This window comes from Micromonospora sp. NBC_01638, from assembly GCF_045209745.1.
In the GTDB taxonomy this organism is placed as follows: Bacteria; Actinomycetota; Actinomycetes; order Mycobacteriales; family Micromonosporaceae; genus Micromonospora.
Window position 1 is genome coordinate 4113685 of sequence record NZ_CP109273.1, and the last position, 14917, is coordinate 4128601.

At 68.1% G+C, this 14917-nt stretch carries 19 protein-coding genes; 11 read left to right on the plus strand and 8 right to left on the minus strand.

Annotated elements, in window-relative coordinates; translation table 11 throughout:
* Positions 1-125 precede the first annotated feature (125 nt).
* Complete coding sequence (locus tag OG811_RS19495) at positions 126-674, minus strand: MarR family winged helix-turn-helix transcriptional regulator (RefSeq protein WP_406067686.1); 549 nt, start codon at positions 672-674, stop codon at positions 126-128.
* A gap of 51 nt (positions 675-725) precedes the next feature.
* Between OG811_RS19495 and OG811_RS19500 the strand changes: the two genes are divergently transcribed.
* The 3 genes from OG811_RS19500 to OG811_RS19510 are packed head-to-tail and all read left to right on the plus strand — an operon-like array spanning position 726 to position 3012.
* A complete protein-coding gene (locus OG811_RS19500; RefSeq protein WP_406067688.1) occupies positions 726-1253 on the plus strand; it encodes an alpha/beta hydrolase fold domain-containing protein in 528 nt (175 codons plus the stop codon).
* Positions 1250-2623: an FAD-binding oxidoreductase gene (locus tag OG811_RS19505; protein WP_406067690.1), complete on the plus strand. Its 1374-nt coding sequence runs from the start codon at positions 1250-1252 to the stop codon at positions 2621-2623. The genes OG811_RS19500 and OG811_RS19505 overlap by 4 nt, the downstream gene beginning before the upstream one ends.
* 11 nt (positions 2624-2634) lie before the next feature.
* Positions 2635-3012 carry a DUF4267 domain-containing protein gene (locus tag OG811_RS19510; RefSeq protein WP_406067692.1) on the plus strand — a complete coding sequence of 126 codons (378 nt, stop codon included), beginning with the start codon at positions 2635-2637 and terminating at the stop codon, positions 3010-3012.
* 909 nt (positions 3013-3921) lie between these two features.
* Here OG811_RS19510 and OG811_RS19515 read toward each other — a convergent pair.
* Positions 3922-4668, minus strand: a complete 747-nt coding sequence (locus tag OG811_RS19515) for a hypothetical protein (protein WP_406067694.1) — start codon at positions 4666-4668, stop codon at positions 3922-3924.
* 80 nt (positions 4669-4748) lie between these two features.
* On the opposite strand from OG811_RS19515, the gene OG811_RS19520 reads away from it, so the two are divergent.
* From OG811_RS19520 to OG811_RS19535, 4 genes are all read left to right on the plus strand, one after another.
* The gene (locus OG811_RS19520) at positions 4749-5231 is read left to right on the plus strand and encodes an RrF2 family transcriptional regulator (protein WP_406067696.1); all 483 of its coding nucleotides are present in this window, start codon (positions 4749-4751) and stop codon (positions 5229-5231) included.
* Between the two features lie 249 nt (positions 5232-5480).
* Positions 5481-6038, plus strand: coding sequence for a cysteine hydrolase family protein (locus OG811_RS19525; RefSeq protein ID WP_406067698.1), 558 nt, complete (start codon positions 5481-5483; stop codon positions 6036-6038).
* 7 nt (positions 6039-6045) lie between these two features.
* On the plus strand, positions 6046-6954 hold the full coding sequence (locus tag OG811_RS19530) for a GlxA family transcriptional regulator (RefSeq protein ID WP_406067700.1): 909 nt from the start codon (positions 6046-6048) through the stop codon (positions 6952-6954).
* 339 nt (positions 6955-7293) lie between these two features.
* Entirely contained in the window at positions 7294-7485 is a 192-nt protein-coding gene (locus OG811_RS19535; RefSeq protein WP_406067702.1) for an SDR family oxidoreductase, read from the plus strand.
* A 147-nt stretch (positions 7486-7632) separates the two neighbouring features.
* On the opposite strand, the gene OG811_RS19540 is transcribed toward OG811_RS19535, so the two are convergent.
* A complete protein-coding gene (locus OG811_RS19540; protein ID WP_406067704.1) occupies positions 7633-8973 on the minus strand; it encodes a carbohydrate-binding protein in 1341 nt (446 codons plus the stop codon).
* 478 nt (positions 8974-9451) lie between these two features.
* Positions 9452-10717, minus strand: a complete 1266-nt coding sequence (locus OG811_RS19545) for a prolyl oligopeptidase family serine peptidase (protein ID WP_406067706.1) — start codon at positions 10715-10717, stop codon at positions 9452-9454.
* Positions 10718-10962: 245 nt separating this feature from the next.
* On the opposite strand from OG811_RS19545, the gene OG811_RS19550 reads away from it, so the two are divergent.
* Positions 10963-11187 (plus strand): hypothetical protein, encoded by a 225-nt coding sequence (locus OG811_RS19550; protein ID WP_406067708.1) that lies wholly within the window; start codon positions 10963-10965, stop codon positions 11185-11187.
* Positions 11188-11657: 470 nt separating this feature from the next.
* Here the strand turns inward: OG811_RS19550 and OG811_RS19555 are convergent, their stop codons facing one another.
* The 3 genes from OG811_RS19555 to OG811_RS19565 form a co-directional block, all read right to left on the minus strand.
* Complete coding sequence (locus OG811_RS19555) at positions 11658-12212, minus strand: TetR/AcrR family transcriptional regulator (RefSeq protein ID WP_406067710.1); 555 nt, start codon at positions 12210-12212, stop codon at positions 11658-11660.
* Positions 12213-12234: 22 nt separating this feature from the next.
* Complete coding sequence (locus OG811_RS19560) at positions 12235-12606, minus strand: hypothetical protein (RefSeq protein WP_406067712.1); 372 nt, start codon at positions 12604-12606, stop codon at positions 12235-12237.
* A 135-nt stretch (positions 12607-12741) separates the two neighbouring features.
* Positions 12742-12927, minus strand: coding sequence for a cupin domain-containing protein (locus OG811_RS19565; protein ID WP_406067714.1), 186 nt, complete (start codon positions 12925-12927; stop codon positions 12742-12744).
* Between the two features lie 92 nt (positions 12928-13019).
* Here OG811_RS19565 and OG811_RS19570 point away from each other — a divergent pair, with 92 nt between their 5' ends.
* From OG811_RS19570 to OG811_RS19580, 3 genes are all read left to right on the plus strand, one after another.
* Complete coding sequence (locus OG811_RS19570) at positions 13020-13466, plus strand: hypothetical protein (RefSeq protein WP_406067716.1); 447 nt, start codon at positions 13020-13022, stop codon at positions 13464-13466.
* Complete coding sequence (locus OG811_RS19575; protein ID WP_406067718.1) at positions 13463-13966, plus strand: DUF1772 domain-containing protein; 504 nt, start codon at positions 13463-13465, stop codon at positions 13964-13966. The genes OG811_RS19570 and OG811_RS19575 overlap by 4 nt, the downstream gene beginning before the upstream one ends.
* Positions 13967-14205: 239 nt before the next feature.
* Complete coding sequence (locus OG811_RS19580; RefSeq protein ID WP_406067720.1) at positions 14206-14484, plus strand: LuxR C-terminal-related transcriptional regulator; 279 nt, start codon at positions 14206-14208, stop codon at positions 14482-14484.
* A gap of 4 nt (positions 14485-14488) precedes the next feature.
* Here the strand turns inward: OG811_RS19580 and tnpA are convergent, their stop codons facing one another.
* Positions 14489-14905, minus strand: coding sequence for an IS200/IS605 family transposase (gene tnpA / locus OG811_RS19585; RefSeq protein WP_406067722.1), 417 nt, complete (start codon positions 14903-14905; stop codon positions 14489-14491).
* Positions 14906-14917: the final 12 nt, after the last annotated feature.

Genomic DNA, 14917 nt, shown 5'->3' on the forward strand with positions numbered 1-14917 from the left:
GGCCCGGCGGGGCGTTCAGGACCGGGGCGGGGCTGATACCCCGCATCACGTCGACGGGATACCCGCTGACCGCCGCATCCACTTGTGCATCCTGGCGCAGTGCACCCGGCGTCGCGCCGGCACGCCTACTGCGGGGGGGACGTGGTCGGAGTGTTGACCGTTTCGTTGGCGATGACCAGTTCCAGAGTCCGCCGCAGCATGGCGACCTGGTCCCTGCCGAGAAGCCGAGACCATTGCTGCTCGACGTCGGCGAGGATCCGGGCGGCTGCGCCCTGAGCAGCCCTGCCTTGGTTGGTGAGTCGGATGATCTTCGCGCGGCGGTCGGCCTTGTCGGTGACCCGCTCGAGGTAGCCGCGATCCTCTAGTTCGCCGACAAGTTCGCTGATCGCCTGCTTGGTGAGTCCGGAGCGTTCGGCGAGCGTGGTCAGCCGCGCGCCTTCGGCGTCGATGTATCGGAAGATCGAGCCGTGGGCGAACCGGATCCCCTCGAACCCTTCGTCGGCCAACTGCTGGTGAAGTCCCTCGAGCGCAATGTCCCTGGCCTGCGTGAGCAGGGTGGGGAGTGGCAGCTTCGGCTTGTGTCGCCGCTCCGGCGTTCCTGAACGCGTTGTCATCGTCGTGCGTTCCTCCTCCCAGGCGAGTTCGTCAGGCCGCTTGACGGTACCAACCAGCATGGTAAGGTCACCTGACTGTCAGGGAGCTTGACTAACTTTGGAGGAACGGAAGTGCTCAACATTGCCGGTGTTGATCCGCAGCGGTTGGTGGTCGCGGGCGACTCGGCCGGCGCCGCCCTGGCTGTCGTCACCATGATGCGCGCCCGGGACGCGGGTCTGCCGATGCCGGCTGCGGCGGTCCTGTTCTCGCCGGCGGTCGATCTGACCCTCAGCGGCGCGAGCATGCGGTCCAAGGACGGGGTGGACCCGTTCTTCGCTCCGGCCGATCTCAAATGGCTCTTCGACCGGGACCTCGCTGGCGGCGACGGTGCGGCACCGGAGGCGAGCCCGGTCTTCGCCGATCTCACCGGGCTGCCGCCCCTGCTGATCCAGGTCGGCTCGAGCGAGCTCCTGCTGGACGACGCCGTACGGCTCGCCGGACGTGCCGGGGCCGACGAGGTCGAGGTGACGTTGGAGGTGGTTCCGCGTCAACCGCACGTGTTCCAGCTCGACGCCGAATCGGCCGAGTCGGCAGCGGCGCTGGAGCGTGCAGGCCTGTTCCTGGCCACCAGGCTCGGCGGCGACAAGGAGGAAGCATGAACCGGCTGGCCGATCAGGTGATGGGGCCGGTACTTGTGCCCCGCGACGAGGGATACGACGAGGAACGCGCCGGTTGGCAGACCGCCCGCCGGCATCGACCCGACCTGGTGGTGGGTGCCGCCGGGCCCGCCGACCTGCAGGCGGCGGTGACGTACGCGAGCGGTCGCGGGCTCCCGGTGGCGGTGCAGGGCACCGGGCATGCCTTGGCCGCCGTCGCCGCCGAGGGTGGAGTGCTGATCACCACCGCGCGGATGAGCGCCGTCCGGGTGGACGCCGATGCCGGCACCGCGTGGGTGGCCGCGGGAACACGCTGGGATCAGGTGATCCACAGGGCAGCAGCGGCCGGGCTGGCACCCCTGTCCGGCTCGGCCCCGCACGTGGGCGCGGTCTCCTACACCCTCGGCGGTGGCCTGGCCCTGCTGTCCCGGACCTTCGGTTACGCCGCTGACCACGTGCGCGGCCTCGACGTCGTCACGGCGGACGGCCGTCTGCGGCACGTCACCCGGGACTGCGAGCCGGACCTGTTCTGGGCTCTGCGCGGCGCCCGGGACAACTTCGGCGTGGTGACCGGAATGGAGATCGATCTGATGCCGGTCACCACGCTGTATGGCGGAGCACTGGTCTTTCCCGTTGAGAAGGCCGCCGATGTGTTCGGCACCTACCTGCAATGGGCCGCCACAGTGCCGGAGGCGATGAACTCCTCGATCGCGCTGATCTCCCTGCCGGACGTTCCAGCGATCCCGGAGCCGTTGCGCGGCCGTCGCACCATCCACATCCGGATCGCCTGCGCGGCCGGCGATCCCGGAACCGGCGAGCGCCTGGTGGCGCCACTGCGGGCGATCGGCCCGATGAGCGACACTCTCGGTAAGCTGGCCTACACAGAAGCTGGGTCGATCCACAACGACCCCGTCGCGCCGGGCGCGGTCGAGTCGGGCACGGCCATGCTCGGCGAACTCGACGCCACCGCCGTGCAAGCCATCCTCGACCTGGCCGGCCCCCATGCGCCGGTGCCGCACATCGTCGAACTGCGCCACCTCGGCGGCAGACTCGCCCACCCGCCCGCCGTGAACAATGCCGTCGGCAACCGCGATGCGCGATACCTGTTCAACGTGGTGTCCCGGCTGGAACGCGCCGACATCACCCAGATCCGGCTGGCGCACGCGCGCATGTTCGAGGCGATCGCGCCATGGAGCACCGGCGGCCAGTTCCTCAACTTCATGAACGGCGAGAACGCCGCCACGCAGGTCCGCTCCGCCTACAACGCCACGGACTACCGGCGGCTGACCGACCTCAAAGCCGTCTACGACCCAGAGAACATCTTCCGCCTCAACCACAACATCCCGCCCGCCCGAGGGCCAATCCAGGATTGAGGGAACACCTCATGCTCAGCAACATCGCCACCGTGCTCGCCGGACTGATCGGCGCGGCCGTCATCTTCATGGGCACCAGTTCTTTCTGGGCCCCGCAGGGCGCGGGCGGCTTCGGGATCCCCGACACGCCGACCGAAGACCGGGCCTTCCAAGCCTGGCTGTCCGTCAAGGGCGTCCGCGACATCGCCTCAGGGCTCTTCATCTTGATCGTGCTGATCGGCGGGACAACCCACCTGCTGGGCTGGATCCTGCTGGCCGCCACCGTCATACCCGTCGGCGACGCGGTGATCGTGCTGCGCAGCAACGGCCCCAAGGCGGCCGTCTACGGCATCCACGGCGCTACCGCAGCGGTGATGCTGGCGATCAGCGCGCTCCTGCTCATCGCGTAACCACTCATCAAGCCGCCTTGGCCGGGTATTCGGTCCGCTAACGGATCGGTGAGGTCCGGACGCCGCAGGCTGCCACCGCTGCCCGCGGCGCCGACCGCGCTTCTCCGCAGCCTCGCCGCGGCACGCGACACAGGCCAGGCAGCGCGCTAACCAACCCAGGTCCATCGCCGAACGAATCTGGGCGACCACGCTGGACGAAGGTCTGGCCGGGACGCCGCGTCGGTCCAAGCGACGAATCGCGTCGGGGGCGTCGATCGGATCAGGGCCGCGCTCTCCCGCTACGAGATCCCGTTAGGCAAGCCGGCGGACCGCCGGCCGGTGGTGCCGGTGGACCGGGCGCTGCGGGATGTGGAGTACGCGTGGACGACGTTCGAGTACGCCCGCTACCCGCAAGTGGTCGACCTGGTGCCGGACCTGCTCACCAATGCGCAGCGCCCACGCCCAGGCGCCACTTCGGACGATCAACAAGGCGTGGGAACCTCGGTGATCATTCGGGCCGTCATGCCCGCCCTGCTGCCACCGGCAAGGGCGCGTCTACACCAAACTGATCAAGCCGGGCACCCCCACGACTTTGCCGGGCCCTACCCAGCGCCCGGCGACGGGACCGTGCAGTCGGCCGGTGCTGCTGTTCACCCATTAGGTCGTCCACGTGCCGCTGCTGGCCGTGTAGTCGGATCGAGGTGCCCGCGAAGTCCTCGTCCGGTTACCACATCTCGTCGACACTCATCGCGCCGTTGTGCAGGTTGGTCGACCACGCGGACGCCGGTATGGAATATCCTCCTGCCGGCCGCCTCAGCGGCTCACGCAGGCGCTCGTTGTCGACCCGCCACGATCCGATGAGGAAGTCGAATCCCGCCGTGCGGCGTGGTAGCCCGTCGATGCTTCACGGCTCGATCATCGAGCCACCCTCTAGTGGGCTGGTGCGGCCACCGGCATCGGGTGGCTCGAAGTGGCCGTCGGCTGCAGGTGATTCACCTCGCTTGTCACCCCGACATCCGACAGGCGGTCGGTGAACCGGCGCCAGTCGAGGTCGTCATCGAGCCGGGCCGCTGCCCGGGACCACTGCTCCCCGTCTCCGAACACCGCCAGTGACACCACGAAGTGGCCGTCGCGCACCGGTAGCCGTGGGAACGTGTTCTCCGCCGGCTCGGTGCGCCACATGGCCACCGGTACGCCGAGAACCCGCTGGAGAACCGCGTGTCCGGCGGTGGCCAGCCACGCCTCCAGGTCGGCGTCGGCTGGCAGCGACCACACCTGGGCGACCGCCCAGGTCGGGGCAGCCGTCGGTCCCGGCTGCCCGGGGGTCACCGGCGCACCCGGGTGGTGCGCCGGCTCGGTCGAGCGCAGCAGGAGCACGTCATCGCTGTCGATCATTGTGGCGTTGGCCGCGTCGCGGTGCGCCTGCCACACCGGCCCGAAGTAGAAGGACTCCAGCGCCTCGCGACGCTGGTCCATAGAGGCGAAGCCTCGAAACCACACAAACCGGTCCGGGTCGTTCCGATCCCGGAACTGTCCGCCCAGCCGCATCCCGGCCTGCTCCTGGCCCGCGACGAACCACGGCTGGAAGGCCCGTTGCAGATCGTCGAAGTGCCCTGGTCGCAACGCGTAGCGCCGCATCTCCACTACGGCACAGCTGGTGAAGTCGGAAGGTTGCACGCGAGCCCCTATCTGTAACAGAACCTGTTACGTATTATCGTGGTGGGAACCAAAAGCGCAACCCCCTGAACGGAGACCTCATGGCCGGCAACAGTCGCCTCACCGTGGCCGTTCATGCCCTGTGCTGGCTCGCGCTGGCAGAACGGCACGGCCACACCGGGCTGACCAGCGACCAGATCGCCGCCAGCCTGGACAGCAATCCGGCCGCCGTCCGCCGCGCCCTCGGCCCATTGCGCGATGCCGGCCTGGTCACCACCGACGTCGGTCCCGGCGGCGGGTGGTCGCTGCGGGCGCCAGCCGCCGCCATCACCCTTGCCGACGTGTACGCCGTCGTCGAGTCGGGCTCAGTGTTCGTGCTGCACCCGCATCAGCCCCGCCAGGACTGCCCGGTCGGGTACGGCATCGCGCCCGTCCTGGACGGCATCTACGACCGCGTGGCCCAGGTCGTCGTCGGCGAGTTGTCCCGACACACGATCCGCGACGTGCTCGACACGTTGCTGCAGCGGCACCCCCTGCCCATTCCGTGGGCCGGTGTGCCGCTCCCCGCAGCGCCTGAGAGCTAACCTTGGTCTTCGCCAAGCGTTGATCAACTATGGCGAGCGACGCATTACACGCCGAGCGGCCGGAGGTCGCGGCGTTCGTCCTGCCCTCGCCCCTCTGACCCCAGCAGCGCTGCTGCCATCGAGCGCTCTCCGGGAGTTGATCTCCAATGCGTAGTTAGGGCTCGCCCTGGCCACAGGCTGTCCGGATCGATCCGCAAGCTGGCCGGTTCCGGTCTTCGGCAGGGCAGAAGCAGGTTGCACCCTGGATGGATGAACAGAGCGCTGTTGGTCATCGATGTGCAGGAGTCGTTTCGCCAGCTGCCCGACTGGGAGCTGGTCTCCGAGCCCGACATCGTCGGTCAGGTCAACCGGCTGGTGAGCCTGGCCAGGGCGCAGGACGACCTCGTCATTTGGGTTCTCGGGTCACGCGCTGGTTCGGGTACCGTCTTCGATCCCGCCCGAGGGTACGTCCGGTTGATGGACGGCCTGGACCGGGCAACCGACGAGCCGGTGCTGGTCAAGTCCGCGCACAACGCGTTCACCACCACCAACCTTCACCAGATGCTGACTCGGCGGGGTGTACGTGAACTGACGGTGTGTGGCATCAAGACCGAGCAGTGCTGCGAGACGACCACCCGCGTGGCCGCCGACCTAGGCTTCGACGTCACCTTCGCGATCGACGCGACGGCTACCTGCCCTATCCCGGACTTGGACGGCGGGTCTGCCTTGGGGGTACGGGACATCATCGAGCGCACCCGGTACGCGCTGTCCGGACGGTTCGCGACCATTAGGACGGTGGCTGAGCTGACAGGCACACCGCTACGCTGAACCTGCCATGCCGCGCGTCGTCTTCCTCCTCGTCCCCTCGGTGCACCTGCTGGAGGTGGCGGCACCGGCTCAGGTGTTCTCCATCGCCACCGATTTCGGCCACGACTACCGGCTCCACTACGTGTCAGACGAAGCTGAGGTGTGCAGCGTGCAGGGGCTGTCCCTGAACGTTGACGTCGATTGGCCACCCCTCACCGCCGACGACCTGGTCGTCGTACCGGGATGGCGCGGACCCGACCGGATGATCAGCGCCGCGAACGCCCGTCGGCTGCGTGAGCACCACGCAGCTGGCGGAACGGTGGTCAGCATCTGCGCCGGAGTCGATGCCCTTGGTCGGGCAGGTCTGCTCGAGGGGCGCCGCTGCACCACCCACCATGCGATACAGGAGGAACTCGCACGGACCTACCCGGGGACAGTGGTCGTGCGGGACGTCCTCTTCGTCTCGGACGACCGGGTCGTCACCTGCGCGGGGGTGGCGAGTGCGACGGACCTCGCCCTGCACCTGGTCAGCGTCCGGCACGGACCGGCCGTGGCCGCCAGCATCGCGCGGGCCATGGTCGTCCACGTCGGCCGCGAGGGCGGCGATCCGCAGCTGAGCTCGGTCCTGCGCCACCGGTCGCACGTCGACGAAGCGGTGCACCGCATCCAGGACCTGGTCGACAGCCGCTTTACCGAGCGGCTGCCGTTACGTCTGCTTGCTGAAGCCGCCGGATGCAGCGAGCGGACCGTCACGCGCCTGTTCCGGCGGGCGACCGGCACCACCCCCTTGGCGTACCAGCAGGTCCTGCGTCTGGAGAGAGCCGAGCACCTGATCGATCATGGCGCGACTGCGGATGCTGCGGCCCGTGCGGTCGGGTTTCAGGACGCGCGGATGCTGCGCACCCTACGAGCCAGGAAGCAGGCGGAGAGCGGCTGATCCGGCGATCCTTGTCGATCGGCCACCGCCGCACATCGACTGAAAGCGGTGCCGCTGGTTCGTCGAACCGGCTGACAGCAGGGGCGACGACAGCGCGGGCAGCCTGACGGCAGCAAGCCCGCCGATGTTGGCCGATTGGATGCATCAAGGGGATGGCAAGTGCCACGTGCGTACCGGCACTGCTTGCGACGGGCCAGCACGCGCTGATCCGACCGCCGAACCGCACCCTGCAGCATCTGCGCGGTGAACTCGACCAGCCGTGGACGCACCTACTCGATCTGCTCTGGAGTCACACCACGCGCCGGGCCATGCGCTGGTGTGGCGGTCCCTGTGAACCCCATGGACACCGGGATGTCTCTCCTGCCCGGGGAAAGCCCAGCCGGCCGCGCCGACCGGATGGCGGCACAGTTGCCGATCGGCCGCGTCGGCACCCTCGACGAGATCGACGCAGCGGTGCTGTACCTGGCCTCGCCCGACGCCGGCTTCGCCGTCGGCACCGACCTGGTGTTCGACGGGGGAGCCGCCGCGTAGTTTCACCCACCACCGCCCGCGCGGGTCGATCCTCGGCGTGCGCGGGCGGTGTGCTCGGCCGACCTTCCACGGGACACTCGACGAGTGGTCACTGGATGCGCTCGGCTGGCTGGGGAGCTTCCTCCCCGACCTGGGCGCCAGCACCTGTCAGCGGCCCTGCAGGCGCTTCACGTTGTCGCCGAAGGTCCACCCCTTCGACCCGTCCCAGTTCGCCGACCAGGTCATCAGGCCCTTGAGACCGGGCACGGAGTTCCAGGCCTGCGTGACCAACGCCGTCGACATGTAGCCACCGCCTGCCCCGTTCTGCGCGGGCAGGCCCGGGACCTGCTTGTCGTACGGCACGCGGATGGTGGTGCCCTGGATGGTGAGGCCGTTGTTCAGGCACTGCGTCTGCACCGTGAAGCCCTGCACGGTGCCCGCCGGGTACGAGTCGCCGGCGCAGCCGTACATGCTGCCGTTGTAGTACTGCATGTTCAGCCACCAGAGCCGGCCGTTGTCCACGTACTTCTTGATGATCGGCAGGTACGAACCCCAGATTGAGCCGTAGACCACACTGCCGCCGGTGACGTAGGCCGTCTCCGGTGCCATGGTCAGGCCGAAGTTCGACGGCATCCGGGCCAGCACTCCGTCGATGATCCGGATCAGGTTGGCCTGCGACGTCGACAGGGTGTTGATGTTGCCGCTGCCGGTCAGGCCGGTCTCGATGTCGATGTCGATGCCGTCGAAGTGGTAGGCCGTCAGGATCGGCACGATCGTCGCGATGAACCGGTCGGCGACCGCGCTGGAGCTCAGGTCGATGCCCGCAGCGGCCCCACCGATCGACATCAGGATGGTGGCGCCAGCCGCTTTGGCCTGGCACATCTCGGCCGGGGTGGCCACCTTCACGCCAGCGTCCATGCCGTTTTCCCAGAGCACCGTGCCGTCTGAGCGGATCACCGGGAACGCCGCGTTGATCACGTTGTAGCCGTGCTGGTTGAGCCGGCTGTCGGTGATCGGGATCCAGCCGAGTCCGGGGTGTACGCCGTTGGAGGCGCCGTCCCAGTTCTCCCAGTAGCCCTGCAATACCTTGCCGGCGGGCCGCGACTTCACCGCGCAGGTCCCACCGGTTGGCGGCGGCGTGGTGGGGGGAGGTGTGGTCGGGGGCGGCGTGGTGGGCGGCGGGGTCGTCGGTGGTGGCGTGGTGGGCGGCGGAGTGCTTCCCGAGCACGCGCCCAAGTCACGCCACAGCGACGGGGTCGCGGCGGGGTTCCATCCGGCTCCGGGGTACGCGGTGTGGGTGACCAGAGCCTGGTAGAGCCGGCCGCCGTAAGTGACCTGGGCGCCCGCCTGGTAGGTGGGGCCCTCGGCCCAGGCCGGGGCGGTGCAGGCGACCATCGGAACGGCGTTGGCCGACGACACGGCCGCCGTGCTGCTGGGGACGAAGGCGATGGTGGCCGTGACGGTCATCGCCGCCCCGGCTACCACTGCGAAAATCCGACGGCTTCTCATGGCTCACTCCCCAGGCTTCGGCGACCCGCGACCTCCACACATATTGACGTTCGTGAGGTTTAATATCAAGGGTTGTTTACAGATTCCGGAAAGTTGGGGGAGTGCGGAGGTCGGTAGCTGTAGACGTCGGATGGTGCAACCCAGCAAGATCAAAACGTTATCCCCAGATCAACACCGTTGCGTTCAGCGTTCGGCCGCTGGGCCAAGGAGGCACGGCGAACTCCCGAACCCAGGTTCGCCACTCCAGAGCGCCCCGCCGCAGCGCCCCGCCGCGCCGATCTTGCAGTTTCGGTCGCCGAGATGCGTGGATTGCCCCCTAAGTCGAGGCAGAAAGTGCAAGATCGCGACGTCCCGGCGGTGGATGGTCTCGTAGAGTCCATGGCCCGGACGAACCTGGGACGAACCCCGCCATGAATCCGGGATTGGCTCGGCCGGTGCTGACGGTGTCGGGCCCGCTCGCTTGACCCTGAGCGGCGGATCACCGACGACGGCGGGCCAACCACTGCCAGATGTGGGTGCCGTTGCGGCTCGGGTCGTTGCGGGCCACGTAGATCCAGGACCAGTGACCGGGGAACTGGTAGCCGTTCCAGACGACATGGTCGTACAGGGTGATCAGTGATCCCGGGATGAGGTCGTGGGCGTGGATGGTGTTGGTCTCGGGTGGCACGGTGTCGTCGTCGCGCGAGGTGACCAGCCAGGTCGGGGTGTGGATCCTCGCCAGCTCCGCGTCGGTGATCAGCGGCGGGCCCTCCTCGCCGAGCGGCTCGACGACGCCGCAGATCGGCACCGACGCGGCAAACAGGTCGGGATAGGCAACGGTCATCTCCAGGGACATGTAGCCGCCGTTGCTGCAACCGGCCACGTAGATCCGGTCGGGGTCGACACGCTTGCGGCGTACGAGGTCCTCGACGATCTCGCGGATCAGCGGGGCGAACCGGGGGCCGTCCTCCATCCAGTAGGACGTGCTCTGCGGAGCGACGACGTACGCGCCGGAGAAGATGCCTTGAGCCTCCGGGGTGGCGAAGCCCAGCGCGCCGCGGTTGGCGCGCAGCGTGGTCTCGTTGTCGTAGTAGCCGTCGGGCAGTGAGGCACCCTCGCCGCCGCCGTGCAGCCAGAGGATCAGCGGCAGCCGACCGTGGCGGGGCGAACGCTCCGGGGAGTACAACCGGTACTTCAGGACCGAGCCCGAGACGTGGTGGCTGAAGGCGTCCACCTCGGGGTTCGACAGCCGCCCCTGCACGAAGCGAGTGATGGTGAACGGCGAGCCGTTGCGCCGGACGAGCGGGGTGTTATGCCTGATGGTGTAGACGACGTCCAGCCGGACGTTGCGGCCCCTGCTAACGATGTAGCCGAGGGTGCCACCGCCGAGTTGACCTTCGGCGTAGCTCAGCTCCAGCACAATGTTTCCGTGCCGGTCGAGCCGGGCCGCGGTCACCGTGCGGTCCAGGTCGTACTCGCTGAAGATCAGATCGCCGGGAGCGATCGGGATCGGGCTGGTGGCCTTGGCATGCACGGTGAACGTGCCGGGGGTGAGCCCGGCGGCGTCGATCGGCCCGAGCCGGCCGGTGTCGAGAGTGACCGAGGTGACCTGCTCACCGCCGTCGAGCGTTCTCGCGTCGAGGGTGAAGGTCACGCTGGTGGGATGGTGGCCATCGGCGTGGGCGGCGGGGCCGGGCAGCGCTAGGCCGATGGCGGCACCGGCGCCACCGGCCAGGACGGTGCGGCGAGTGACAGACGTGGACATGCGGACTCCCGGTACCTTGCGAGGTAGACGTTCATCGATGAAATGTCAATCTAGCGGCCGCAGAGATCCGCTGGCAACCGGTGCCGCCACGGGTGATCAGGGCACCCGAGGTCGTTGGAGCTAACGGGAGGACGCCCCTGCCTGATCGCAGTCGCCGCGTTCATTCCGTTCTACTGGCTACCGGTCAACGGCGAAGTCGCCAGCATCAGGTGTACCCGCGTGCTGACCTCCGACGACGGTCCTTTATGAACCAGACCCTGTCGCAGTGCCGCCGCCCGGAGCGCGGGCCGGTGGTGCCCGAGGATGTCTACATCTTCTTCATTGGCGGAGCGGACGAGCCAGCCCTGTTGGCTGTCGCCTCTCGAGTCGCAAAGCTCCACGGGGTTCCACCCGGGGCCTTCGCTGTCGTCACGGATGATGAAGCGGACGAGTATGGCCAGGGGCTGCGAGTGGAGCTTGCGTCGTCCTGACGGCAGCTCCGGCTACCTATCCGCCTTGATAGGTGACTAACCGAGTGACGACCGAAGCGAACGAGGGGTGGACGTCCATGGACGGTGAAGGACGGGCCAGCCAGCTCATGCAGCACTTCCCCCCAGGTGAATCGCTGGTGATAGTTCTTTCGAGACGAGGAGGTCACAGACCGGATATGTGCTTCGATGTGCTCGTGATTCGCACAAGGTCGGCCAGGTGGGTGACCCCTGGAAGGACGGAGTGGGTTCTGCTTCTGATCGCCGGACTCGCTGGCGGGCTGGTGTGGAAAGCGGGTGCACCCAAGTGGGCGGGCCTGGTCCTGTCACTCGGCATCGCCCTGTTGATCCGATGGATGCGGCAACGAGGACACATCGAACGCGCTCTCGTCCGATGGCTCAACCGTCACGAGGAGCCATCCGCGTCTTGAGCGCCGGCGGCAGCCGCCAGCGGACGCAGCGCCCAGGGCCTTCTACGGGCCCACCCCCGAAGCCGGGTTTCCTTCGCTTGGCGTGCAATAGATGGCGAACGCGTTGATCGCGTGCGCCCACGCCGCGTCGAGGTCGGCGTTGGGTGGGAATCGGTTGGCCAGCTCAAGATCGACAAGGCCGTGTGCGACGCCCCAGATGGCACGCGCGGCTGCGATGTTGCCGCCGGTGACCTTCAACAGGGGCGCAGCCGCCGCAGCCTCGACGCCGGACTCGAGACGTGGACGATCCAGGGACTGGCGGGCACTGAACTCGTAGAGACGAGGGTGCTCAAGCGCCCATCGCCGGTAGGCGGCGACGAGCGTGGCCAGGTCGGCTCTGGCCCCGGCCAGCACAGCACCGAGCCTCTCCAGCGCGCGCTGTTGCAGTGCAGCTTCGATCTCGGTCTTGCCGGCTATGTGTTTGTACAGCGAGGGTGCCTGGATCCGTAGTTCGTCGGCGAGGCGCCGCATGGTTACCGCGTCTGGGCCTTCACGTTCCAGGATCCGCTCGGCCGCGTTGACCACCTCGGCGCGGCGGTTCACCAGCGCCTCGGGCAAGCCGGGATCGCTACCAGGGCTCTCATCCGGCGCGTTGGGCGGTGCCGCGACGGTCCGGGGACGACGTCCAACCGCGACTCAACACGTAGGCACCGATGAGGAGCGCCGAGACGGTGCCATCCCAACCGACGATCGTTGCGGTGTCGGCGATGCCGCCGTGGGCGGCGTAGAACAAGGCGGTCACCGTGAGCGCGACCTTGTGGAAGATCACCAGCTCCCACACGCCTCGGTAGCCGCGCGGTGCCAGCGAAAGCAGCAGGAACAGGCCAGCGAAGACGACGAGGCCGTAGGCTCGCCAGGTCTCGACGACTTTGGTCCCGCCATCGGCGTCCCAAACCGTGGCGGCCGCGGTGAGCGCGGCGCCGGCGGCGCCGACGGCGGCGAACCACAACATGATCCTTGCGATCCGATCGCGACCAGATCCTGGCGCCCGCGCGGCGCGGGTTGACAACGCGGAACTGCTGGTGATCATAACCCTCCTCCTGGCTAACGGCGTTAGCCTGACCGTAAGCTAACAGTGTTAGCCGCGTCAAGCGGTAGTCGTCCCCGGGGCAGCGCTGTCCGGTGCCACCCACGCCGCGGCATGCAGCATGGTGACCAGGGTGAGCGGCGCGTGATCCTGGATCCGTACCGACCACGGCGGGTCGAACACTGACCGCATCAGGAACGCACCGCGCGCTCTCGGCCCGTCCAGCAGCCATGCGAGGGCATCCATAGCCCCTGGGACCTGGACGGTTGAGACGTCGGAACATGGGGTCGAGAGCCTCGCCCATTCCCGGTGCCGTCGCCCCCGACTTGACTGGTGGCATGACAGAGAACGTGTATGAGCAGCCGATTCTGGGACTGGGCGGCACGGGCAAGACCGGCCGCCGGGTGCTGGACCGGCTCATCAAGCTCGACCGGCCGGTACGGGTCGGCTCCCGCTCCGGCGTGCCGCCGTTCGACCGGACCGACCAGCGCACTTGGGCACCCGTACTGGACGGCAACGCGCTCGGGCGGAAGATCCGCTACCGGTCGGTTCCGCCCGAGGAGTACGCCGCCGGGGTGGCCGGGTATGACGTACCAGCCGAGCTTGCGGCGGTGCTGACCGAGCTGTTCGACAAGGTTCTGGACGGCCGCAACGCCCAGCTCACCGATGGTGTGCAACGGGCGCTGGGGCGCAAGCCCCGCGGCTTCGCCGACTATGCCCGGGATGCCGCCGCCGCTGGCGCGTGGGACACCTCGCCTGGTGAAAAATGGGCGGACTGGGCATGACCGCCACCCTGGCTGCCTGGTCGGCGGCGGTGACCCTGGCGGTGACGGGTGCGATCACCGGTGTCTACTACGCCTTCTCGGTGTCGGTGATGCCCGGTCTCAACGCCGTCGACGCCGGCACCGCGATCCGGGCCATGACGAGCATCAACCAGAAGATCCAGAATCCGCTGTTCTTCGTCACGTTCCTCGGCCCGATCGTCGCCGCCACGGTGACCGGTGTGATGCTGTTGATCCTCGGTCGCCGGCCAGCGGGCGTGCTGTTCCTGGTGGCCGCGGGGGTGTACGTGGTGGGCGCGTTCATCCCGACGGTGGTCGTCAACGTCCCGATGAACGAGACGCTCGACGCCGCGGGCGTGCCGACCGACCCGGCGGAGGCGGTCCGGGTGTGGGCGGACTACTCGTCCGGCTGGACGTGGTGGAACTCGGTACGCGCCGGTGCGAGCCTGATCAGCCTGTTGCTGGCCGGTCTCGGTGTCTACCTCTGGGGCCCGTCCCGATGACGTCGCCTCCGGTGCCGGCGGGGGTGCCCAGTTCAGGACGGTCGGGGGGAATGCGCTACGGGGGTGTGCCGGGGCTGCCTCCAATTCACCGGGGCGACTCAGAGTTCCTTGGCGTGGTGGATCTGGTGGCCGCGTGTGATTTCCGGGCGCGGCGGGCGACGTGCGCCCGTGCCCGGTGGGCGATCTGGCGTATCGCCGCCGGGGTTCGCGCCATCCGGTCGGCACGCCAAGGGGACAGCATGCTGTCGCCGGAGATCGCCCGACGGCTCATCACCATGGTCGCCAACAGCACCAGCCACGACACCGACCAACTGGCGGCACGAGAACGCCTCCAACATCTCAGCGCTCGTGAGAGCCAGGTCGCCAAGGCCGTCGCCGACGGCAAGTCGAACGCCGACATCGCGGCCGCCCTCACCCTGACCGTCCCGACCGTGATGGGCTACCGGGTTGCGGGCCAGTGCTCCGCTCTTCAGGGCGGGGGTGGAGGCTCGCGGTGGGGGGCCGCTTGGCCTGAGTAGTGCTCTAGACCGGACGGTTTTGCTGCTCGATGTATTGGCGTACGACGCTGAGCGGTGCCCCGCCGACGGAGCCTGCGAAGTATGATCCCGACCAGAGCTTGTTGGCCTGGTAGTAGTGCCGCCGTAGGTCGGGAAACTCCTGCCGCATCCGTCGGCTGGACACGCCTTTGAGGGAGTTGACCAGTTTCGCTAGGGCGACTTTGGGCGGGAAGTTCACGAGTAGGTGGATGTGGTTGTTCTCGCCGTTGAATTCGACCAACTCGGTTTCGAAGTTGGTGCATACCGTCTGCAGGATCTCCTCTATCCGGGTGAGGTGCCGGTCGGCGAACACGTCGTGGCGGAACTTCGTTACGAAGACCAAATGAGCGTGTAGAGCGAAAACGCAGTGTCTGCCAGTGCGGATGTCTTCGATCTGGGTCATAGACCAATGGTG